Below are 23181 nucleotides of genomic sequence, written 5' to 3'. Positions count from 1 at the left end.
ATAAAATAAATAATAGAGATAATAGAAAAAATTTCGAGTTTTTACGTAAAGATATTCAAAGAAAAGCCTGAATTTAATAAATTATCAGATTACAAAATAAATATTAATGATATAAAAAAGCAGTCAATTTTTTATAATCCTAAATTAACATTAAATATAATTAACAATATTTTTAATTAATTTAGGGCCGTGATAAATAAATCCAGAATAAACTTGTAACAATGATGCCCCTGCTGCCAATTTTTCTCTTGCTGCAACCAAAGAATCAATTCCACCAGCAGCTATGATTGGCAACTGTCCTTTTAACTCTTTGGTCAATAACCGCACAATTTCAGTGCTTTTCAATTGCACAGGTCGGCCACTCAATCCACCAGCTTCTTCTGAATACCTTAATCCTTTCACTAAATTCCGATCCAAAGTTGTATTTGTGGCAACAACGCCATCAATCTGGTGGCGAATTAAGCTATCGCTAATTTGGATAATCTCTTTTTCGGTTAAATCAGGCGCAATTTTTACCACCACAGGAACATACTTTTGGTATTGTTGTGCTAATAAGTGTTGTTTATTTTTAATTGACTGCAATAAATCATCCAATGCTTCACCATATTGTAACAATCTTAAATCTGGCGTATTAGGTGAAGAAATATTGACAGCAATATAACTATAACCTGCATATGAATAAATTTTTTCCATGCAAATTAAATAATCGTCTTTACCCTGTTCAATCGGTGTATCTTTATTTTTGCCAATGTTAATACCAATAATACCGTCGTACTTCGCTTTTTTAACATTCTCAACCAAGTTATCAACACCTAGATTATTAAATCCCATGCGGTTGATAAGCCCTTCAGCTTCAACCAGGCGGAACAGCCGAGGTTTTTCATTACCAGGTTGTGGCCGAGGTGTGACCGTCCCTATTTCTACGAAACCAAATCCCATCGCGCCAAAAGCATCAATACATTCACCATCTTTATCAAGACCGGCCGCTAATCCCAATGGATTCTTAAATGTCAATCCCATACAAGTCGTTGGCTTAAAATTGACCGACTGCCGGATCAAAAACTTAAGCGGCGAATGCATGATATATTTAAGCTGCCGGAAGGTAATTTCATGAGCTTGCTCTGGATTTAAGCGAAATAGCGCCTTTCGGATAAGGGGATAAAACATTGGCTGTACCTTTTTTTGATAGATAATGTAAATTATTTAGTCGTAGAAACCATTTGCTTTTTTTATTCTAGAAAAACAGTCTATTGCTAAATTTATCAGCAAATCTCAATGGTATGTACAGACGATCATGATAATTTAAATATGTCTAATATGACACTGCTTTTTATCATTTAAGTTTTTAAAAATAATAGGTAAAAGCAAACTGATAGATATCCCCCAGATAATCTTATAAAAGAAGGGATATCTTATTTAAGTAATCGTTTTTATGAAGGAAAACGCTGGTAACCTAGTGAAAAATAAAATTCTATTGATTTTTCAATGCGTTAGTAATTTTTTCAAATAGATCAGCGGAAAGATTATCTAACTGTTTTAACTGTGTTAACGCCTGATACATTAGATTTTGACGTGTTTCATCATAGCGTCTTAGACGAATCAACGGCTCGATCAAACGAGAAGCAACCTGCGGATTGCTACTATTTAAAATAATTAACATTTCCACTAAAAACTGGTAGCCAGTACCATCCTCAGTATGAAACGCTGTCGGATTCTGTGCAACAAAAGTTCCAATCAGGGCACGTACTCGATTAGGATTCTCCATACTAAATGTCGGATGAGTAAATAAAGTACGTACTGTTGACAAAACATTTTTAGCTGGACTGGTAGCTTGCAGCATAAACCATTTATCCATTATCAAACCATCATGACGCCAACGCTGTTCAAACTCTGCCATCAGCTGTTGACAACTCGGTAATTGGGCCACCACCGCAGCACTTAAGGCCGCCATCGTGTCAGTCATATTATTAGCTTGATAATATTGCTCGGTTACATACTTATCCGCTTGTTGCTTATCATAACCAAAAGCCAGATAAAATAAGCATCTATTTCGCAAAGAACGTTTGGCAATATCACCATGATCGATTCGATACTCGGTCATTTTATTGGCATGATAAACGGCAACAAATTCAGCCGCCATTTCAGTGGCAAATTTTTGGATAATAAAGTTAATAACATTATGGATAGCTATCGGATCGATGATAGCAGACCACTCAGCGACTTCATTTTCTGAAGGTAAAGTAAATAGTTGCGCTTTTAAAGCTGGATCACAGGCTTCATCAAGTAAAACAGATTTGAATGCGTCAATAATATGCTGCGGTAATATTAAATCTTCCCGCTGCTGTTGGCGTACGACATTCTCTTTAATATAAATTGATATTAGTGATTGCGCAGCATCCCAACGAGCAAAATCATTACTGGCATATTGCATCAATAATGCTAATTGCTCATCAGTGTATGAATAATCCAATTTCACCGGCGCGGAAAATTTACGCAGTAATGAAGGTATTGGCGGCGAATTAACCTGATCAAAAACAAAAGTTTGTTCAGCCTTAACCATATTAAGCACGGAATGCACAGCACGACCATGATGCTGTAATGGAATTACATTACCTTGCGTATCATACAGCTCAATATCTAGCGGTATATGTAATGGTAATTTTTCTGCTTGATCTGCCGTTGGTGCTGTGGTTTGACTAATATGCAATAAATATTGCTGTTTTTCCGCTAAATATTCATCTCTGACCGTCACTAAAGGTGTACCCGATTGGCTATACCAACGACGAAAAAGAGTCAAATCAATATCAGAAGCATCTTGCATCGCTTGCGCGAAATCATCACAGGTTGCGGCACTACCATCATGGCGAGCGGTATAGAGTTTCATACCCGCCTGAAACTGTTCTTCGCCTAATAGCGTGTGCAACATCCGAATAACTTCTGCCCCTTTTTCATAAACGGTAAAAGTGTATAAGTTATTCATTTGTATTACTTTTTCTGGACGAATAGGATGCGCCATCGGACTGGCATCTTCTGCAAATTGATGCGCGCGCATCAGCCTGACATTTTCAATCCGATTTACCGAACGAGAACCCAAATCAGAACTAAACTCTTGATCGCGAAAAACGGTTAATCCTTCCTTCAGGCTTAATTGAAACCAATCACGGCAAGTAATACGATTACCCGTCCAATTATGAAAATATTCATGGCCAATCACCGCTTCAATATTCAGATAATCCTTATCCGTTGCCGTTTCTGTTTTGGCCAACACATATTTGGCATTAAAAATATTGAGTCCTTTATTTTCCATCGCCCCCATATTAAAAAAATCAACGGCCACTATCATATAGATATCTAAATCATATTCGTAACCAAAACGTATTTCATCCCAACGCATGGCATTTTTCAAAGAGACCATTGCCCAGTCAGCCCGATCAAGGTTACCCTTATCGACAAAAAGTGCTAACGTAACATTGCGGCCACTTTGGCTAACATAATTATCATAAAGAACATCAAAATCACCTGCTACCAGGGCGAAAAGATAACTTGGCTTAGGGAAAGGATCTTGCCATTTTACCCAATGACGGCCATCGTTTGTTTCTCCTTTGTTAATCTGATTACCATTGGAGAGCAAATAAGGATAGCGCGATTTTTCAGCGGTAATACAAGTTGTAAAACGTGCTAATACATCTGGCCTATCTAAATAATAGGTAATATGACGGAAACCTTCTGCCTCACACTGAGTGCAAAGAACATCAGCTGACACATAAAGCCCTTCTAATGCAGTATTTTTTAGCGGATTTATTTCATTAACTACCTTAAGAACAAAAGTATCAGGCACTGATTCAATAATCAGTTTTCCTGCCTCTTCACGATAGGCTGTCCAAGGTTTATCATCAATATGAATAGTGTGCAAAATCAGGTTCTCACCATCGAGTATCAACACATTAGCCTGTGAATTTAATCGTTTTACTCGGCTAATGGCAGTGACAATGGTGGTTGCAGGATCAAGCACAAAATCCAATTCAATATCGGTAATGGTGTAATCAGGCGCCTGGTAATCCTGACGATATTTCTCTTGTCGCTGTTGCGTCATAGTAAATTTTTACCTGTATCAATTATTGTTATGTTTCAATATGGTCAATTATTTGGCAATAATGATATCTTAAAACCTTTTTCTTTTGATCATAAATCATACCTATGATTAATATTCAATCCGTTTGGTCTTTTATTAACATGTTATTTATTTCTGCAAAACACTCTGCCGATATAAAAATAATTTGATAATATCAAATAGATGATTAGAATTTTTTATAACTACGCCAGAAATATATATGGAACGGCCTTCACTCTTACTAACATCAACAGGTATACTCTGGCATATTTTATCTTTAAGTCGAGAGTAATGCTTCCGCGAGGATAGCTAACGCATTATGAATTTAAATGCACCACCTATCATTACATCACTGCTAGATACTGATGCTTATAAACTGCATATGCAACAAGCCGTCTTTCATCACTATAACCAAGTATCGGTTGTAGCAGAATTTTGTTGCCGTAGTGATGAACGACTTGGTAACTATGCTCAGGCTGTACGCCAACAAATAGATTTAATGGCAAAAATTGCATTAACGCCAACTGAATACCGCTATCTGCGTGGACTGCCTTTTTTTAAAACTGATTATCTCGATTGGTTAAAGAATTTTCGCTTCAATCCCACGCAGGTTAATGTTTATACCACGCAAGAAAATCAGTTAGCGCTAAGAATTAGTGGTCTATGGCGTGAGGTTATTCTTTGGGAAGTACCTCTATTAGCCTTAAGCAGCGAACTGGTTCACCGCGATCGCTCGCCCAATGTAACAACCGAAGATGCCATTGAACAGTTACATAAATTGATTAAGCATTTTTATCAAGACGCAAAAACACAAAATATTGATTTAGCTAATTTCAAATTAATGGATTTTGGTACTCGCCGACGTTTTTCTCATGCGGTGCAATATGCTATTGTCAATGAGCTCAAAAAACATTTCCCTTATTTTACCGGTACAAGTAATTATAAGCTGGCCCAACAACTCCAGCTTAAACCTGTTGGCACCCAAGCCCATGAGTGGTTTCAAGCTCACCAGCAAATTAGTGCTGATCTCGCTAATAGCCAGCGCGTAGCGCTCCAAAGTTGGCTGGATGAGTATCCCAATCAATTAGGCATTGCACTAACAGACTGTATTACGATGAATGCTTTCCTGCGCGACTTCGATATCACCTTTGCCAATCGTTATCAAGGATTACGGCATGACTCGGGTGATCCGTTAGAATGGGGTGAAAAAGCGATTAGTCATTATAAAAAGCTGGCTATCGATCCGATGAGTAAAACGCTGGTTTTTTCAGATAACCTTGACCTACAAAAAGCATTGATCCTTTATAAACATTTTTATAAACGTATCAATCTTATTTTTGGTATTGGAACCCGTTTAACCTGCAATATCCCTCAGGTTAAACCGCTTAATATTGTGATTAAATTGGTTGAATGTAATGGTAAACCCGTCGCTAAATTGTCTGATAGCCCAGGAAAAACCATCTGTGATGACGATGAATTTATCGTTCGCTTAAAGAAAGCTTTTGATATCCCAAGTACAATGAAGCGGATTGATCACAAACCTAACTGACTATTATGGCAAGTTATTTTATCAATTGTGGCAGCAGGATAAATTAAATTCTTATTACAAAGGCCTTTTCATCTGGTTATTCCCATTTTAAACTTGCTATTTTTACTTGTTTCTTACGCGAGGACAAGTAACATAAGGCCTGCCCCAATCGGGACCAACTTTAAACAACTAAATATCAAAAGAGAGTATTTTATGAACATAGAGCCTGTAGTCGAAGTACTACAAGGCCGTGTAGCGGTAGGCGAAGAAGTAACCGTTCGTGGCTGGGTACGTACAAGGAGAGATTCAAAAGCCGGTTTCTCGTTCCTCGCCGTCTATGACGGTTCCTGCTTTAATCCATTACAGGCTATTGTAAATAATGAACTAGATAATTATGAAACCGAAGTTTTACATCTGACCACCGGTTGCTCGGTTGAAGTAACCGGGATCGTGAAGTCATCAGAAGGTCAAGGGCAAAATTTTGAATTATCTGCCACTCAGGTTGTTGTTGTCGGTATGGTGGAAAATCCTGATAGCTATCCAATGGCTGCCAAGCGTCATAGTGTCGAATATTTACGTGAAGTGGCACATCTGCGTCCACGCACCAATCTTATCGGCGCGGTTGCCCGTGTTCGCAATACGCTAGCCCAAGCTATTCATCGTTTCTTTCATGAAGAAGGCTATCTTTGGGTCTCAACCCCCATTATCACCGCCTCTGATACCGAAGGTGCCGGTGAAATGTTCCGCGTCTCAACATTAGATTTACAGAATATTCAGCGTACAGAAAAAGGGGATATTAATTTTGATAAAGACTTTTTTGGTCGGGAAGCATTTCTAACCGTATCCGGTCAGCTAAATGGCGAAGCTTATGCCTGTGCATTAAGCAAAATTTATACCTTTGGCCCAACGTTTCGCGCAGAAAACTCTAACACCAGCCGCCATTTGGCTGAATTCTGGATGGTTGAGCCTGAAGTCGCTTTTGCCAACTTGGACGATATCGCCAGCCTGGCCGAGAAAATGTTAAAATATGTCTTCAAAGCGGTTTTGCAAAAACGCCATGATGACTTAACCTTCTTTACCGAACGGATCGATAAAGACGTCATCAACCGGTTGGAAAAATTTGTTGCTTCGGATTTTGCTCAAGTTGACTATAGCGATGCTATTAAAGTGTTAAAACAGTCGGGTCAATCCTTCGAAAACCCTGTGGCTTGGGGTATCGATCTCTCTTCTGAGCATGAACGTTATTTAGCTGAGCAACATTTCAAAGCACCCGTGGTGGTCAAAAATTATCCAAAAGATATCAAAGCTTTTTATATGCGTCTGAATGATGACAATAAAACTGTTGCTGCCATGGATGTATTAGCGCCAGGTATTGGCGAAATTATTGGTGGTTCTCAGCGTGAAGAGCGACTGAATAAGTTGGATGCCCGGATGGAAGAAATGGGACTTAACCAACAAGATTACAGCTGGTATCGCGATCTGCGCCGTTATGGTACCGTGCCCCACGCCGGATTTGGACTCGGATTTGAACGCCTGGTCGCTTATGTCACTGGCGTACAAAATATTCGTGAAACTATTCCATTTCCTCGTACTCCACGTAACGCAAGCTTTTAAATATTTAATCTTAAAAAACGAATAAATATTATAATGATAACTGACCAGTATATCGCTGGCTTTTTTATTTTTAATTATGATAAATAGCAAAAAGTCCCCTTTTATTTATATTTTGAAACATATTATTTCTTTTTGTTATAAATATTGTATTTTTGTATCATTTTCAGGGTAGATAAAAATATTTACCAATGGAACACTGGACGCAGAAACGAGACGACACTAAACTCTTAAAGATAGTTCCCAATGGTTGGGAATTTATTTTTAGCAGTGGCAGGTGTCCGAATAACACCAATGAGGGTAATAATAATGATGAAGCGCAATATTCTTGCAATAGTTATCCCGGCGTTGTTAGCTGGTACAGCAAACGCAGCTGAAATCTATAACAAAGACGGCAACAAGCTGGATCTATACGGTAAAGTTGACGTTCGTCACTTCTTTGGCAAAAGCAGTGGTGGCGATGAAGGTGATGATTCGCATGTTCGTCTTGGTATAAAAGGTGATACTCAAATCTCTGATCAACTAACTGGTTTTGGTCGTTTCGAATGGGAAACTAAAACCAACAGAAGTGAAACTGAGAATGAAAATACAAACCGTTTAGCTTATGCCGGTTTGAAAATTGCTGACTTTGGTTCATTCGACTATGGTCGCAACTATGGCGTTCTGTATGATGTCAACGCTTGGACTGACGTTCTGCCTCTTTATGGTGCCTCTATGTCTCAGGCTGACAACTACTTGACTGGCCGTAACCGTAACCTGTTAACTTACCGTAGTACTGATTTCTTTGGTCTGGTCGATGGCTTGAACTTCGCCCTACAATATCAAGGCAAAAATACAGAAAGCAACAAATCAGGTAGTTCAGATTATCTGAAAAATAACGGTGATGGCTTCGGTTTAGCGGCTAACTACGATATCGGCTGGGGCGTTGCATTGGGTGCCGGTTATGCCAAATCTAATCGTGGCCTGACTGATGCTAATAAAGATAAAAGTGGCGCTGGCGGTAATAGTGCAGAAGGCTGGAACGCCGGTATCAAATATGATGCCAATAACCTGTATCTGGCAGCCATGTACGGCGAAACCCGTAATATGACTCGGTTTGGTAGAACAGTTGGCGATGACGACATGAAGCGCGTCGCTAACAAAACTGAAAACTTTGAATTGGTTGGTCAGTATCTGTTTGACGAAATCGGTCTGAAACCATCTATTGCTTATGTACAGTCTAAAGGTAAAGATTTAACTGATCCTGCCTACTCGCAGAAGCAAGATTTAGTGAAATACGTTTCTCTAGGTGCTTTCTACTATTTCAACAAAAACCTGACCGCAGTTGTTGATTACAAAATTAACCTAATCAATGGCAACAATGGCTTTGCTGATAAATATGGTATTGGCAGAGACAACCTGGTTGGTTTAGGTTTAGTTTACCAGTTCTAATTATCGCTTAGCGGTGATTTAACAGTAAAAGTAAAAGTGTAAATTCAAAAAACAGCGCTTTAGCGCTGTTTTTTTTACCAACCAAACAATATCAACCGAATCTAATATCACAAGTTTGCCTTATTTTTACCGCAGAGTGTTGGCAAATCATTTTCATCGCGTTAACCTGAGATCCCTCGATTACCAAATCACAATTGAATCATTGGAATTATAAATATGTTGGAAAATATTATTGCTACTCCTGCGGATCCTATTTTAGGTTTAGCAGAGAGTTTTAATGCTGATCCGCGTAAACAAAAAATCAATTTAGGTATTGGTGTTTACAAGGATGAGTCAGGGAAAACCCGCATTCTTTCTTCCGTCAAAAAAGCAGAAAAATATCTGTTAGACAACGAAGTCACTAAAAATTATCTTGCTATCAGCGGGATAGCCGAATTTGCCACCGTTACTCAAACCTTACTCTTTGGCAACAACCATCCAATAATCGCCGAAAATCGTGCCCGCACTTCACAGGCGCCAGGCGGCACCGGTGCATTGCGTATTGCTGCTGAATTTATTGCTAAACAAACCTCTGCCCAACGCGTCTGGATCAGCCAACCAACCTGGCCAAATCACCAGAATGTATTTAAAGCGGCTGGCCTGACGTGCTGTCATTACAATTATTATGATGCTGAAAAGCATAATCTGGATTTTGCTGGCATGTTAAGTAGCTTAGAAGATGCAAAACCAGGTGATGTATTATTGCTACATGGTTGCTGTCATAACCCGACCGGTATCGACCCAACACCAGAACAATGGGAAATTCTATCTACTCTGGTAGCTGAAAAAAACTTATTACCGGTTTTTGATTTTGCCTACCAAGGTTTTGCTAAAGGCCTGGACGAAGATGCCCAAGGTTTACGTATTTTTACCAACAAAAACCCTGAAATCATTATTGCCAGTTCCTACTCGAAAAATTTTGGCTTATATAATGAACGAGTTGGTGCCTGTACAATTGTTGCCAATAATAGTGATCAAGCAGAGCGAGCGTTTAGTCAAATAAAATCGATTATCCGAGCAAACTATTCTAATCCCCCAGCCCACGGTGCAGCCATTGTTACCACGATTTTATCCGATGAATTACTAAAGAAAGAGTGGATCGAAGAGCTTACAACCATGCGGCAGCGCATCCAACGTATGCGACAGCTATTTGTGAATACATTACAAGAAAAAGGCGCTAAGCAAGATTTTAGTTTTATTAGTAAACAAAACGGTATGTTCTCTTTTAGTGGTCTTAATGAAGAACAAGTAACTCAGCTACGTGAAAAATATGCTATCTATGCAATTAGTTCAGGTCGTATTAACGTCGCTGGCTTAACGTTAGAGAATATGGTTCCTTTGTGCAAAGCTATCATTGACGTATTATAAAGAAACAGACTGTTAATTCAGATAGTTACCGATTAGGCCAATATCCTAATCGATTTTTATTATTAAAAGCCTAACGGCGAAATTGTTATAACAGAATAAAACTAGCCTTGTAAGAAGGGATTAAATTGCCGTTCAGCCGCCAAATTAGACATCGGCCCATGGCCAGGAATAAATTGATAATCATCACCAAGGAGTAAAATTTTTGTTTTAATTGAGTGGATTAATGTTGCATGATCACCTTTAGGGAAATCAGTGCGGCCAACGCCATCCTGGAAAAGTACATCTCCCATAGAAATTAGTTTATCTGCATGATTAACAAAGATAATATGTCCAGGCGTATGACCTGGGCAATGTAGAACAGCCAGTTTAATGTTAGCAAAAGTTATTTCATCACCCTCTTGCAAGTAGCGATCTGGCGTAAAGTCTGGGCATTGCACAACACCAAACATTTGGCTTTGAATTACCAATCCCTTGATCAAAGACTCATCTTCTTTTTGCGGACCATAAGTTGGCACCGAGAAATGCGCTGCTAACTAAGCACAGCCACCAACATGATCAAAATGCCCATGGGTTAATAAGATATACTGTAAATTTAATGAACGCTTTGTAATTTCTGCAATTAATTTTGCTACTTCACCACCCGGATCAACAATAACGACATCCAACCTCTTTTCATCCCAAATTAGCGTACAATTCTGCTTAAAATCGGTTACAGGAATAATATCAAATTTCATATGGTAGTAAGTCAATTATTTAAATAAAAATTTATTTAATAATCTAATAGCTTACCATTGTCTGACCGGTCCTGTATCAATATGGACAAAATTACTATTAGGATAATAACCTACTCCGCCTTCTCGCATTTTTAATGCTGCTTTGCGAATATGGTTAAGTTCGAGCCCTTGGATATGAAAATCCATTGCTCGGCCATGGGTATGATAGCTGTTTTTAGCAACCCCACTACTTTTACGTCGAAGTGCATTATTGGTTTCGACTGAGCGATAGCCAGAAACTAGCTGAACAGGTTTATTGGTTCCCATTAATACTTGCAACAAATAAATCTGATCAAATAATTTCGGATCAATAATTTTAATTTTATTATTACGATGATCACGGAATAAGTGATTCAAGCGGGTCAATTCAGCGTTATTATAACGACGACCATCAAAAAACTCAGTCTTAAGAAACTCACCGGTATGAAGATTTTCAAAGCGAAGAATTTTGGGTCGCGGGGTTGTTAATGCCGCAAAGGCATACCTAGGTAATAAGCTAAAACCCAATGTTATCGCGCCATAACCTAACCATTTTCGTCGATTTTGATCAATATTGTCCATAGCCACTTAACTCAAATAAAAATAAAAAATAACCAACATGTACAATAATTCTACCGAATTTATTCCACTACTTTTGTATAATTATGTAAAAAACATAAATGTACTTTATATAATATCACATTTAATACATGTTAATTACAACATTATTATAATCTATTTTTGCAATAACTATATCAAATCGTTCAATATTTCTTCTTATCGCGCACAAAATAACCCCATTATCAGTCAAAATTTTATTAACGCCTGAGTTTAGTCAGTTATTTTGCAAAAAGCATAATTTATCGCTAAAAACGATATTTATGCATCTATACTAAATAAATTAGAAAATAACACGTGATTGAAATTTAATATAAAAGAGGCTTTTGCCCCCTTTTATATCATTTTTATCCATTAGTTAAGCGTGGCTCTTATTTCATTTAAATAATTCATCGCCCCATAAATGACATTGTCATAGCCATAAATATCATCCCGAAAATCGGCAACATTTTTGTTATCAACCCAGGCGGTTTGGTAATAAAGATAAATGAGTATCCTGCCTGGAATATTAATATAACGTGTGTCACCTAGCTGAAGCGCACCGTCAATACGCTGTTGATCCCAACTAGCTCGCGCCAGTAAAATTGATGCTAACACTGATGCCTTATTTACTCGCACACAACCGGAGCTAATTGAACGATTTTGCCGATTAAACAAACTATGGTTAGGGGTATCATGTAAGTAAATTGCATCAGAGCTTGGCATGTTGAATTTATAACGGCCAAGGGCATTGGATGGCCCTGGTGCCTGGCGTACACGATAGGGAAGGATGAGGATGAGATGGCCATTCCAGTTAATTGATTAAGAATCAATATGATAGGCATCACGCTCTCTACCGGATAAAACCGTAAAGCCTCGGCGAGCAAAATAACCCGGATCTCTTCTGGCTTGAGGCAAGATATCTTTACGAACCATGCTAACAGGAACATTCCAGGGTGGATTAATCACAACACTATTAAGTTCACTACTCATTATCGGGGTTTTACGATCAGGACGCCCAACAATCACTTTAGAATCTATAATTAATTGATTATTTGAGTAAAAATGTAATGTATAAGCCGGAATATTAACTAACATACCAGAATCGCTTTCATTGGGAATAATTCTTAAGCGTTGGATATTAATCGCCAATAAACCTGCCCAATCGGTAGTTACTTAACAAAAATAAAAAAATTATTTATCAATTAATTATAAAAATACAGCCTATTTAATATACGCATTTACAAGTAAAAACAAGCGATTTTAATCACTATAAATCAATTACTTACGGCTTATAGTGAATTCTAATTTTAACTGAAATTTGAGTCTAAATTCACACTCATTTTCAATTCTAAAAACACCCTAACCATTATATTATCAATAAAGAAATTTTTTTATGTCTGAAATTACTCACAATTGAAAATTGTCAATCACCTATTTGGACTGACTTTCACAAAGTCACTTGTACCCACAACAACTAATAGTTAACAACTTCCTCCAACGCCGCTAATATGATGCCCTTGGATTGGGCTGTTTGTTTGCGCTTGCTGTTGATTCCAGATTAAATCATCTGGCATCTCTACCCTCACATCTAGCCATGTCGAGGGGGGAATATCAACTTGCTCACCGTCAGCATAATAAACTGGTTTGCCGTCAATAATTTCTTTAACCCGCCAGTTTTAGAAGTCTTTAGGCAAATGGGGGTGCTGTCGGTGAAATGTTTGAATCTCGATGCTACCATTAGATAGAATGTTATCTTTGATATAGATAAGTTGTAGCCCATTAATATCTTTAGGTATTGAAATACCCCCATTCACGCCCCAAGCACCGTCTGCGTTATAACCCAATATCTCAGAAACCAAATATTTTCCTGTATCGAGTCGATGAACCGTTGCACCTTCTGACTCCTCATTCGTTTCAAAATTCCCATTAGCGTAAATCTTGATAATGGGCGATGCTTTTTTGACAAAGCCATTGCTATCAACAATATAATCACCTGTTACCATCATTGTGCCATTCGCGTTGTATGGAATATAGATTATTCCTTTTCCACCTTCTCCATAGGCAAAATACGCGCTATCAGTAGAAGTTTGAAGCGCGCACACAACACCATCTTTTCTTTCTATCATCAGGGCGGAGTAATCGTTGCCACTTTTGATAACGATATTGCCTATTCTGAGTACTTCCTGCGAGTCTTTCCTAGCAAAACTATCAGTAGATGCTTTTTGGCTCATCGCTTTGTCAGGGGCGCTACCCACTTCCTGAACAACGCTTTGTTTATCAAATTTTGTTTCTAATTTTTCACTTATTTCTCCAACAGTTTTAGCATCAGCTTTACCTTCAACTAATTCCTGCAATGCCTTAATCGACTCTAATTTAACTATCTTTCCACTCGGCAACGTGATTTCAACGACACCATTATCCCCCATCCAGGTATCCATATTTTGTAAAAAGTAGAGGATGTAAGTATTCGCTGCAACCAGTGCTCTTGCAGCGTCAGAATTATTATTTGGCTCAGTGAGATTAATGGTATAAGGGGTATCTGTTGCTGAAAATGTTGCTTCTTCAGCAAGAACTAATTCCGTATTACTGTTAACCGCTTTAATCATGTAAGGATAATTCACATCACCGTTTTTAATTAGTAATAACATGCCAGGTGATAATAAGGGATTATTATTGTTCCATTTTGTGTCTGTGCCTTTGACAATAGAAGAGCCTGACACGGTTGTCATTGTGCCTGTGTTGTATATCATGATTTTTCTCTAGAAATAAAGGTCGAAGTCAATAACGTATGATGGGGTGCTGAAGCTGATATAATCAATTGCCGAAGTATCTACAAATACCCATTCAAGGTTTCTTCCCTGCTGAATAGTTATTGTATTTTCTTGAAAACGATAACCCCCCGCTTTGCAATATGTCCAGTTTTGATAAACGCGATCTATCATTTCTGCGCATTCATTTGCTTGTAACATGGGCCTGGCAAAGGGGGCTGTTACACCCTGTTGAGTCAGGGTGATATTAGCACCAACCAGAAAAGGTAAATAATTGGATGAGTAACTCACTGTTCCTTTTTGATTGTAAATATTAAGACCCTAATCTGCTGGTACTAGTGTAAAATCAGTCGTAAATACCAGTACGTAAACATCGGTTTGTGCATTGCTATAAATAACTTTATTGTCTCTAGAAATAGAAACAACCGCATTTTGATTTGTTGGACGAATGAAAACTAAACTTTTATCAATACTAGGAACAATATTTGGAATAGTATAAGTACCCTTGGCACTAATCGTTATTTTTTTTCTAAATACACAATATCCTAACTTCGATTGCTGGGTTATTTCTACTGCATTACCTAAACCACCAATAAATAATCCATATTCACCGCTAGTTGCTTGTTTTGGATAGCCATAAACATCTATTTTATACACATTTTCGTACTCACCGGACAAAAATGTTCCTCGGTCTGAAACCCCTCCTCCTCGGCCACCCCAAAACCAGTAGATACCCCAACGATCCCAGTTACACTTTAATTGATTTCCTTCTATGCGTATATTTTCAAGTCTCAGTTGACGCACTGCATAACTTCTTGATATTTGATATAGTCTGGATATAACTTTAGGAACGATTATCAAATTATATTTTTCTGCTTCGGGTATTGTAAAGCTGTGGTTTCTTTCTCCTAAATCATGATTTGTTGTACTTAAAAGCTTTGTCAGTATTTGACTTTTATCCGTTATTTCAACAGGTTTAAAGCTATCATTTAAATCAACAAACAAACCGTAATCTGACATTATGGCCTCCTGCCGAGCTTTATTACGCCACCAGAAGTGGGATAAACGGCAAGACCTGTGTTATCTAACACAATTTTTGAGGCATCTCCCATGATTTTAAAGTCTTTATTAATTACTAAGCGATTGAATTCTGCGATACCTGTTTCACCATCTATCTTGAAACCGGCATTCCCGGCCTGATAATTTTTTGACTGAATAACCGAGCCGATTAATAATTCTTCAATCGTTCCTTGGTCAATAAATATTGTGCGCAAAAATACCTGACCGTTTTTGATAACAAACATCGGCTCCATCTTGCCATTAGCCGGATTGTAGACAATGAAAGTCTGCGCGCTAAAGCCAATCTGTGTACTGACTTTACCGTTTTTAAGTTCACCACCAATCACCATGCCAGCGTCATAATCCACACCGTCGTAATGAATCTTGACTAACGATGTCCAGGTTGCAGAAGCTTCGCCTTTTTTCATGTCATATTTGGCTTGTAACGCGTTTTGAGCAGCAGCCCACGATTTATCTGCTGTCGCCCTGACCTGATGGATAGATTCGGCCAAGGCGTTGGTCTCGGTTACCACATAATTGTCAACCCTGACAATTTCGGCTTTCATCTTGCCGTTTTGGCGCATGAAATACTGTGTATTGCCGTTAAGCCCCTTCGCGTTTTCCAGTATTGCTTCAGTGCTGCTGTCTATTCCTTTTTTTAACTGCTTAATCGCTTCCGTATCGTTAATTTTTTTATCAATTTCATCAATGATACTACTGGCATCAAATTCTGATTCCCCCCGCACAAACTCTGTCCACGGTGACTGATTACCCGATTTATCAACCAGTCTTGCACGAAAATAAAAAACCACCCCTGCGGCCAACCCTGACATTTCATGAGTCTTTGACGGATAAGGAATATCAGCCAGTAGCATAAGCCCTTCACCATCATTGGTTTGACTATATTGAATCTCTGTTTTTAACGTGTCTTCCGTGTTTTCACTAAATCCCCAATTCAGCTTAATACCAAAGACTAACGTGGACGCTCGGAAATTAATAGGTATGGGCAGTTCACCTTCTTTCCCTTTCAACACTGTCTCAGGCGCATTCGCCCAGATCGATGAGATATCAGATGAGTTTATGGCGCTGACTCTCACCTGATAACGTCCGGCATATATCCCTTGAACTTCAAAACTCGATGTTGACGTTCGAGGTATACTCACCCAGTTACTATTTCCTCTTCGCCATTGTGCCTCATAGGCAATCGCATTGTCTGTGGCATCCCAGTCAGCTCTTAACGTTGTGACGGCAATCCCTTGATTGATTTGGGTATAAGCAGAGATATGTACGTTTTTCGGGGGTGATTGAACACCCGGTGGGATGACAGTAATCGGTCTTTTATCAATCCTGGCTCCCGAATCAATATGCTCATATTTATCTTGATTGTGGAAAGTCCCTGTGATGGTATATGTATTATCGGCATTGTCCTGAATGCTAATTACGCGATAAAGCTGAATCGCCAAGTTATTGGCATCTACTGTCCAAACCGCATTTTTTTCAATGGGTTGAGAATAACGGGCTGTTACAGTGATAATCTTGTCGTTAACCGCCTGGACTGTTCTTGCTTCTGATTTCCCCTCCGGCAAATTAATGATAAGTCTGTCTCCCGATTTAATATCCGCTTTCCTGTCGAGCGTAATTTTTCTCTCATCAACAGATGAAACCCTGCCACCAATAATTCGCCCTGCAAGATTTACATCCGCCACGCCGATAATCTGTCCAGGCGTTGGAATAGCACTTCAAGCCCTGTTGAAAAGGTAATCGTCCTGTCATAAGCATTCGTTAATAATATCCAGCGTCCACGTCGGTTTGCTTCTGATTGCCGAGTGCAACCAATCGCCGAAATATCCGTTTTACGCACACCATAACGACGCTGCAATTTGCTATCAGAGACCGCCTCAATGGCATCATGACTGTGATTATCGGCATCCGAATAAGAAACCAGTACCTGTGTATAACGGTTTTGCTGGCTACCTCCTGAATATGTCAACTTCCCATCGACGATGTTCGCTTGTGTGAAAATCCGAAAGACATCCGAGGGCATATCAGCCACCGCTTTGACAGAATTATCCGCCCAAAAAGTCATGCCTCTAAAAATGCCCACAATATCACGCAATAGCTGATAAGCCGATTCCTGAGACTGAATATAAATATCACATAAAAAACGAGGTTCTTTACCTGAACCACCTTGACCGTCAGGAACGTTTTCATCGCAATACTGGGCTATCTGGTATAAATCCCATTTATCGATTTGTGTGCTAGTAATCCGCTCTCCACAGCCATACCGATTATTCAAAACCAGGTCATAAAAAATCCAGGCGGGATTGTTCGTTGCGGCCAGCTTGAAGGTTCCATTCCAGACGTTCGAATAAGTTCGGTTTACAGGGTCATAGTTTGAGGGTACTTTTACCAACAAACCACCTTTGGGGCGCAGGCTGACTTTGGGGATGCGATTATTAAATTGCCGGGCATCAAAGGTGATAAACAATAAAGCGGTATTAGGATATCTTAATTTTGCATCAATCACCTCAGTTAGGGCTGCAACAACCACTTTATCGGCAATTCGCGCCGTATTTTTGTTAGGGGTGAGACGACGAACACGCAATTGCCAGCCTGTTTTGACAGCAGGCAAATCAACACGGTGTGTACGCTGATATTCGCTGGTTGTTTTTCCATCAAAGGCAGCACGCAACACTTCTTTGTAGCCACTCCCATCCGCTGACAGGTCAATGGCATAATCGATGCGGTAACCGGAGGTATCGCCATTATCATGTTGTTCAAGAAGTTGTGGTACAGAGAAACGTAACCGAATAGCTGATAGCTGGATATTATTTACCGACCTGATATACGGCTGTTCATCTTTTAACTCCCTGCTAATGCTAATTTCATTGTCAACTGAAGGAATGCCTTTAATGTATTCCTGTTGCTCACTGCCCGGACGAAACGCCCATGTCACGCCCTCAAGGTTTTTACTGCCATCAGCATTACCAATAGGCGTACCATCCAGAAAAATACGGGTAGCATCTAACCCACCGGCAATTTCTCCTTCAGAAATAGCAAAGAGTAATTTTGCGGTTGATTCCGATAGCAAACTATCGGGTGACTCTACCGGTTTATGCCCACCGCCATCACCACCTTTTGCCCCAAAAACAAGGTTTGTCATATTTCACCCATAAAAAAAGTCGCCTCAGCGACTCAATGTCCATCATTAATGCTATCTTTGGTCTTCGGTGTAAATCCCTGCGGATATGCTGGCCCCACCTATCTCTTTTCTATCAAGCGTATATAGCAACGGCACTGGATTACCCTGGGCAGTCGTATTCACCGCACCACCAAACGCATAAGACGGTTTATTATCGGCGTCCTGACGAACGGTAGCGCCAGGCGGTTGCGGTGACAACATTTGCGCTATACCGCCTAATGCCATTGAAGCACCACCCATAGCTAATGCCCCGCCCATGAAGCCGGCAGGACCTAACATCATTGTCGCGCCTATCATGGCCACCCCTAACATCGTCTGAAAGAAGCCACCTGGTTTGCTGCCCTTAATTATCGGCGCTATTCGAATATCCTCTTTTGTGTTCAGGTGAAATTCATCTTCGCCAATATTCCTTTTCCCCTTGAAGACCGCAAACTCAATTCCCTTCAAATGCGCATCAGCCAAATAACGCTCAAAGCCTGAGTAAAGCACACATAATGCTTTAACGGCTTCTCTTGGGGAGCTAATCGCCAATTGATGGACGCGTCCAAATTTTGCGCCCAGTTTTCCATATAGCCTAACCGTTTTTAGCTCACTCATGCCCATTCTTTCCTTCTGACAATCTTGACGGTTCGGTCACGCCAGTAATCACTGTAGGGCGTGACACGGCTTAATTGCCCGTACAAATGATGCAGCAGCATGCCGTTATCCAGCAAAACACCTGCATGATTAGCGACATCAGCCTGAACCTGTATAATAACCACATCACCCACTTTGGGCATATCATCAATTTCAACGAAACCTTCTTTGGTGAAATTCTCCATATAACGGTTTTCACCCTGTTCCCACCATGGATAAGTGACACTATAATTATGCAATATGATACCGTGTTCTTGCCGAAAATAATCAACAATCAGGGTCCAGCAATCAGCGTAACCCAAAACAAACGCTCTTCCCGTTAATTCACGCTCACCCCTTGGTTGAATAATACGCAAATCCCCCTCGGGCCACGACACAATTATCCACGGTAATTCACTGACATCGCATTGCAGATTATCTATTTCACTTGGGTGTGTTGTCACGCCGTCGCCACAATGAGAATGGACGATAGCAACAGGCAGTCCCCAGTCTTCCGCATTGGCATAATCTTCCGGTGATAATGCGAAATGTTCAGTCGGATTTGCAGCAAGATTACGACAAGGAAAATAGCGTTTCACACGACTCTTTTGGCAAATGACCCCACAGGCTTCTTGCGGAAATGCCTTTTTAACGTGGCTGAATATTGCTTCAGTAAGACTTTTTGTTATCATCGTATCAAACCAGCCGCAGGGAATCCGCCAAAATCTAATGGGGCATTTTCCCCAAATCGCTTTTTACAATCGCTCATCAGCCCACCACAAACATCCAGGGCGGGGTCATCCACCGGATTGCCTTTCTCATCAAAGTAGCGTTTACCATTATAGGCACATCCATTACCTGAACGATACCAACCCCGCATGCACCAGTAACAGAGATGATGAATTTGACGCACTGGCAACATAACGCCTTGTAAATCAAACGGGCAAGCCAGTTCAAACTGAATAATTCCCCCCGCTTCCTCATGACTTTTTCGGTCAACATAAAATACCTGCTTAAAGCATTCATCCGGATTTGCGGTGGGATTACCATCAGGGAAATTTTTGCTATCCAGATAGTGCGAAAAGGTCTCATAAATGGTTACTTTCGCCTGAACCATATCATCAAACTGTAAACAGAGTAACGATATCAGACTATCCATATTCCCCACCTTTAATATCGGTCTGGCTGGACTGCCCTCACCGCTTTTTGACAGCCCTGAAATCTCATAAGGCCATGCGCCATATTCGTTACCTTGCCACCAGACAGGCTTCGGCTTTAATTTATCTTCTGCCTTTTCAATTTCTTCGGGGGTGTAACGAAGACTGTAAGCATGAAAACGTAAAACCGGACCACCAAAGGCACTGCCGTCAACGTCCACTAACTGGACTTTTTCACCGGGTTCTAATTTTTGTACATCTGAATGGATTATCATGCCGAGAAAGCCTCCTCAAACGTGGCCGATATTTTCATGACATCACGCGCAACCGGAGTCATGCGGATTGAATCGGCTTTTACCCGGTACACTCCCTTAATACCAAACGGGGGCATCCAGATAAAAGACTTTATAGTGTGTTGGCGAATAAAATCAAAGACAGGCATCACTTCGGCTTTTTTGCCTAAATAGGTAAATGGCCAGGATTGCGTTTCGGGATGAATGCCATCGGCCGATACCTGTTTGTAGCCATCCCCAAATTCCACTTCTTTGATTCGATGCCTGAACTCGCCCGTTGGGCTGTCTTGAATCTGGATTCGCCATCTAAATTCATCCATTGGCTTGACTCCATAAAAAAGGCCACCTGAGCAGTGGCCTGTAAATCATATGATGATTAATTTATTACTTAAAATGAATGCAAACAAAAAGCTACTTAGGGAGCTTGACATCCTCCTCGCCCTGAACGACGAGGCTTTACGGCGTGTTAGGTAACTGTCAGCTTAGCTACAGCTTAAAACTTATATCCTACACCAACAATGAATGCCACCTAAATTGACATTAACACCGCTTGCTACAGGTTGCATACCGTACATGGGCGTTGAAGATGCGCCCACATATCCACCAGACGCATAACCTCGCTTACTTCCCTCCATCAGGCGATACAGGTTAGCAATACCTAGTCGCTGGGTAGCGTCTTTAGTAAAGACAAACTCCCCACCATGAACGATACCTTTCGGGTCATATTTACCCCCACTGCCCACATACCCGCCTGAGGAGAAACCCAAAATACTGGCCACAGCCCCGCCAATTCCGCCTGTTTGCCCACCAAAAGCCGCTTTCATCGCCTGAAGCATCGCCATTTGCGTCATTATCTTCATCATCATCTCAAGTAATGATTTAGTGAAATCAGCAAAATTAGCCTTACCTGTTACCAAAAAATCAGTCAGTGATTGACTCATTTCCTCAAAGGCAAACTGGGTAATATTGGCAACATTGGCATAAGCGTTTGTAGCCTGCTCTTGAAATTCAGCGAAACCTTTTTTAACACCTTTCTCCCAGTTACCTCTCAGCGATTCCTCTTGCTGAAAGTGTTTTTTTAATGCTTCTTTTTGTTCCGATGTTTCTGCTTTTTCCAGTGCGATTTTTTGTTGATATTGTCTATCAGACAATCCGCCACTTTCCATCATTGCCTTAGTTCTGGCTCCGATTTCAGCAAGCCGTTTTTGCTGCTTATTCCTTTCAGTATTCAATCGCTTTTCAGCTTCTGCTTTATCACCAAGAATGGCTAGCTCACGCTGCGAGGCTAAAACTGACTCTTTTTGTGCAATAAGCGCTTGCTCATTGTTTGTCAGCTGACGTTTTGACGCAACGCTTTCAATAATCGAAAACTTAGCATCATCAAACTATTAATCACAACATTAGTATTTATCAGTGCAGCGTTCGCCTTCGAATTGGTAGTTGGTCACATTGCACATACCGATGCCGTCATTGACCCACAAATCAGGTTTAAACGTGGTGAATTAGGCAATATTCATTTAAGCGGGCAAGAGATAATGGTTATTGGCATCATGATAGTCCCTGCACTTATCGTCTATTTGGGGGTATTCCTCGACACATTGAAGAAATAGTTACAGAACAAGAGGTCATTACCCAGCTAACCTATTCCACTTAATTAATACCCATTCATCAATTTTAATATTGAAGGATAGCTATATGCAAAATTTAATAAATGAACATTACCCTATCATTGCTGGCGTAGAAATCACGACAGACTCAGAAGGTCGTTTCAACCTGAATGCGTTACATAAAGCCAGCGGTGAAGGTGAACATAAACGTCCTTCCAAATGGCTTGCTACGATTCAGTCTAAAGAATTAATTGCAGAATTAGAAGCTAACTTATTAAAAAACAATCAAAGCCCTAATTCAGGCTCTGCTCATAAAGTGGTCAATGCCGTTAATGGTGGTTCATCACCAGGCACTTTTGCTCATGAGTTGTTAGCCATTGAGTATGCAGGATAGATTGCGCCAAGATTCAGGTTAATGGTTAACCAAACCTTCCTTGATTACAAAACAGGAAGATTAGCCCATGTCACCCCAACAACAGACTGGTTAGATAACCCCTCACAATTACGAAAAATTCTGATTAGCTATACCGAGCAAGTGGAAAAAATAAGCAGTGAGCGTGATGAAGCAATTAGGACAAAATCACAAATCAGTCGCACTCGTGAAGCTTCTGCAATGGGCAAACTTAGTGTGGCTACGCGTAAAAATAGAGAACTTACCGAACGACTAGGAGAAAGTGTTAAACATGCCACCATCACAGCCGTAAAGAATGCCACAGGGAAAGAATATAAGTTTGCTCCACTTCGCAGATGGTGTCGTGAGAACCAGGTGGAAGCAACCGAAGTACCGGATATTCGTTATGGTCAGGTTAAGTCATGGCCTGCTAAATCATGGCTACAGGTATACGGCATCAATCTGAAATCGTTATTTACTAATAGCCAACGTATTCACTAGAAATTGACAGCTATTTGGTGTTTCTGAATCACTCAAAAAAAGACCAGCGCAAGGCTGGCCAACACCAGGGAAAATGTTGCTGTTAACCAACACACAACGGAAACAATGCTATCACAAATAACCTTATAAATAATAATGTTTTAATCAA

General features: G+C 40.1%; 13 protein-coding genes and 6 pseudogenes. 6 read left to right on the top strand and 13 right to left on the bottom strand.

Features of this window, described 5'->3' with window-relative positions:
* Positions 1-150: 150 nt before the first annotated feature.
* Both pyrD and pepN read right to left on the bottom strand, forming a co-directional pair.
* Positions 151-1167: a quinone-dependent dihydroorotate dehydrogenase gene (pyrD, locus tag AC01GB_RS13995; protein ID WP_474452279.1), complete on the bottom strand. Its 1017-nt coding sequence runs from the start codon at positions 1165-1167 to the stop codon at positions 151-153.
* A 304-nt stretch (positions 1168-1471) separates the two neighbouring features.
* Positions 1472-4093, bottom strand: a complete 2622-nt coding sequence (gene pepN / locus AC01GB_RS13990; protein WP_474452278.1) for an aminopeptidase N — start codon at positions 4091-4093, stop codon at positions 1472-1474.
* A gap of 337 nt (positions 4094-4430) precedes the next feature.
* Here pepN and pncB point away from each other — a divergent pair, with 337 nt between their 5' ends.
* The 4 genes from pncB to AC01GB_RS13970 all read left to right on the top strand — a co-directional run bounded on the left by pncB (position 4431) and on the right by AC01GB_RS13970 (position 10088).
* The gene (gene pncB / locus AC01GB_RS13985) at positions 4431-5660 is read left to right on the top strand and encodes a nicotinate phosphoribosyltransferase (protein WP_474452277.1); all 1230 of its coding nucleotides are present in this window, start codon (positions 4431-4433) and stop codon (positions 5658-5660) included.
* Positions 5661-5852: 192 nt separating this feature from the next.
* Positions 5853-7253 (top strand): asparagine--tRNA ligase, encoded by a 1401-nt coding sequence (gene asnS / locus AC01GB_RS13980; protein WP_474452276.1) that lies wholly within the window; start codon positions 5853-5855, stop codon positions 7251-7253.
* Between the two features lie 306 nt (positions 7254-7559).
* Positions 7560-8681 (top strand): porin, encoded by a 1122-nt coding sequence (locus AC01GB_RS13975; RefSeq protein WP_474452274.1) that lies wholly within the window; start codon positions 7560-7562, stop codon positions 8679-8681.
* A gap of 216 nt (positions 8682-8897) precedes the next feature.
* Positions 8898-10088, top strand: a complete 1191-nt coding sequence (locus AC01GB_RS13970; RefSeq protein ID WP_474452273.1) for an amino acid aminotransferase — start codon at positions 8898-8900, stop codon at positions 10086-10088.
* Positions 10089-10189: 101 nt separating this feature from the next.
* Here the strand turns inward: AC01GB_RS13970 and AC01GB_RS13965 are convergent.
* The 11 genes and pseudogenes from AC01GB_RS13965 to AC01GB_RS13910 all read right to left on the bottom strand — a co-directional run bounded on the left by AC01GB_RS13965 (position 10190) and on the right by AC01GB_RS13910 (position 21895).
* Positions 10190-10822 (bottom strand): annotated as a pseudogene (locus tag AC01GB_RS13965) (MBL fold metallo-hydrolase).
* A 51-nt stretch (positions 10823-10873) separates the two neighbouring features.
* The gene (mepK, locus tag AC01GB_RS13960) at positions 10874-11422 is read right to left on the bottom strand and encodes a peptidoglycan L,D-endopeptidase MepK (protein ID WP_474452272.1); all 549 of its coding nucleotides are present in this window, start codon (positions 11420-11422) and stop codon (positions 10874-10876) included.
* 390 nt (positions 11423-11812) lie between these two features.
* Positions 11813-12598, bottom strand: a pseudogene (locus tag AC01GB_RS13955) (L,D-transpeptidase family protein); the annotation flags it as partial.
* 323 nt (positions 12599-12921) lie between these two features.
* Positions 12922-13866 (bottom strand): annotated as a pseudogene (locus tag AC01GB_RS13950) (phage tail fiber protein).
* Between the two features lie 333 nt (positions 13867-14199).
* Positions 14200-15228, bottom strand: a pseudogene (locus tag AC01GB_RS13940) (DUF6453 family protein).
* Positions 15228-18430 (bottom strand): annotated as a pseudogene (locus AC01GB_RS13935) (TipJ family phage tail tip protein). Before AC01GB_RS13935 ends, AC01GB_RS13940 begins: the two co-directional pseudogenes overlap by 1 nt.
* A gap of 51 nt (positions 18431-18481) precedes the next feature.
* Positions 18482-19066 (bottom strand): tail assembly protein, encoded by a 585-nt coding sequence (locus AC01GB_RS13930; protein ID WP_474452269.1) that lies wholly within the window; start codon positions 19064-19066, stop codon positions 18482-18484.
* The gene (locus AC01GB_RS13925) at positions 19063-19776 is read right to left on the bottom strand and encodes a C40 family peptidase (protein WP_474451927.1); all 714 of its coding nucleotides are present in this window, start codon (positions 19774-19776) and stop codon (positions 19063-19065) included. Before AC01GB_RS13925 ends, AC01GB_RS13930 begins: the two co-directional genes overlap by 4 nt.
* On the bottom strand, positions 19773-20516 hold the full coding sequence (locus AC01GB_RS13920) for a phage minor tail protein L (RefSeq protein ID WP_474452268.1): 744 nt from the start codon (positions 20514-20516) through the stop codon (positions 19773-19775). The genes AC01GB_RS13925 and AC01GB_RS13920 overlap by 4 nt, the downstream gene beginning before the upstream one ends.
* Positions 20513-20854: a phage tail protein gene (locus AC01GB_RS13915; protein WP_474452267.1), complete on the bottom strand. Its 342-nt coding sequence runs from the start codon at positions 20852-20854 to the stop codon at positions 20513-20515. The genes AC01GB_RS13920 and AC01GB_RS13915 overlap by 4 nt, the downstream gene beginning before the upstream one ends.
* A 180-nt stretch (positions 20855-21034) precedes the next feature.
* Positions 21035-21895, bottom strand: a complete 861-nt coding sequence (locus AC01GB_RS13910) for a phage tail tape measure protein (RefSeq protein WP_474452418.1) — start codon at positions 21893-21895, stop codon at positions 21035-21037.
* Positions 21896-21967: 72 nt separating this feature from the next.
* On the opposite strand from AC01GB_RS13910, the gene AC01GB_RS13905 reads away from it, so the two are divergent.
* Entirely contained in the window at positions 21968-22144 is a 177-nt protein-coding gene (locus AC01GB_RS13905; RefSeq protein ID WP_474452265.1) for a hypothetical protein, read from the top strand.
* An 85-nt stretch (positions 22145-22229) separates the two neighbouring features.
* A pseudogene (locus AC01GB_RS13900) lies at positions 22230-22613 on the top strand (KilA-N domain-containing protein); the annotation flags it as partial.
* Positions 22614-23181 lie beyond the last annotated feature (568 nt).

This window comes from Candidatus Arsenophonus phytopathogenicus, assembly GCF_056113345.1.
This window is presented reverse-complemented; position numbering and strand designations above follow the sequence as displayed.

Coding starts and splice junctions, on each gene's coding strand:
- pyrD (WP_474452279.1), bottom strand. CDS start 1,167: ATGTTTTATCCCCTTATCCGAAAGGCGCTATTTCGCTTAAATCCAGAG.
- pepN (WP_474452278.1), bottom strand. CDS start 4,093: ATGACGCAACAGCGACAAGAGAAATATCGTCAGGATTACCAGGCGCCT.
- pncB (WP_474452277.1), top strand. CDS start 4,431: ATGAATTTAAATGCACCACCTATCATTACATCACTGCTAGATACTGAT.
- asnS (WP_474452276.1), top strand. CDS start 5,853: ATGAACATAGAGCCTGTAGTCGAAGTACTACAAGGCCGTGTAGCGGTA.
- AC01GB_RS13975 (WP_474452274.1), top strand. CDS start 7,560: ATGATGAAGCGCAATATTCTTGCAATAGTTATCCCGGCGTTGTTAGCT.
- AC01GB_RS13970 (WP_474452273.1), top strand. CDS start 8,898: ATGTTGGAAAATATTATTGCTACTCCTGCGGATCCTATTTTAGGTTTA.
- mepK (WP_474452272.1), bottom strand. CDS start 11,422: ATGGACAATATTGATCAAAATCGACGAAAATGGTTAGGTTATGGCGCG.
- AC01GB_RS13930 (WP_474452269.1), bottom strand. CDS start 19,066: ATGAGTGAGCTAAAAACGGTTAGGCTATATGGAAAACTGGGCGCAAAA.
- AC01GB_RS13925 (WP_474451927.1), bottom strand. CDS start 19,776: ATGATAACAAAAAGTCTTACTGAAGCAATATTCAGCCACGTTAAAAAG.
- AC01GB_RS13920 (WP_474452268.1), bottom strand. CDS start 20,516: ATGATAATCCATTCAGATGTACAAAAATTAGAACCCGGTGAAAAAGTC.
- AC01GB_RS13915 (WP_474452267.1), bottom strand. CDS start 20,854: ATGGATGAATTTAGATGGCGAATCCAGATTCAAGACAGCCCAACGGGC.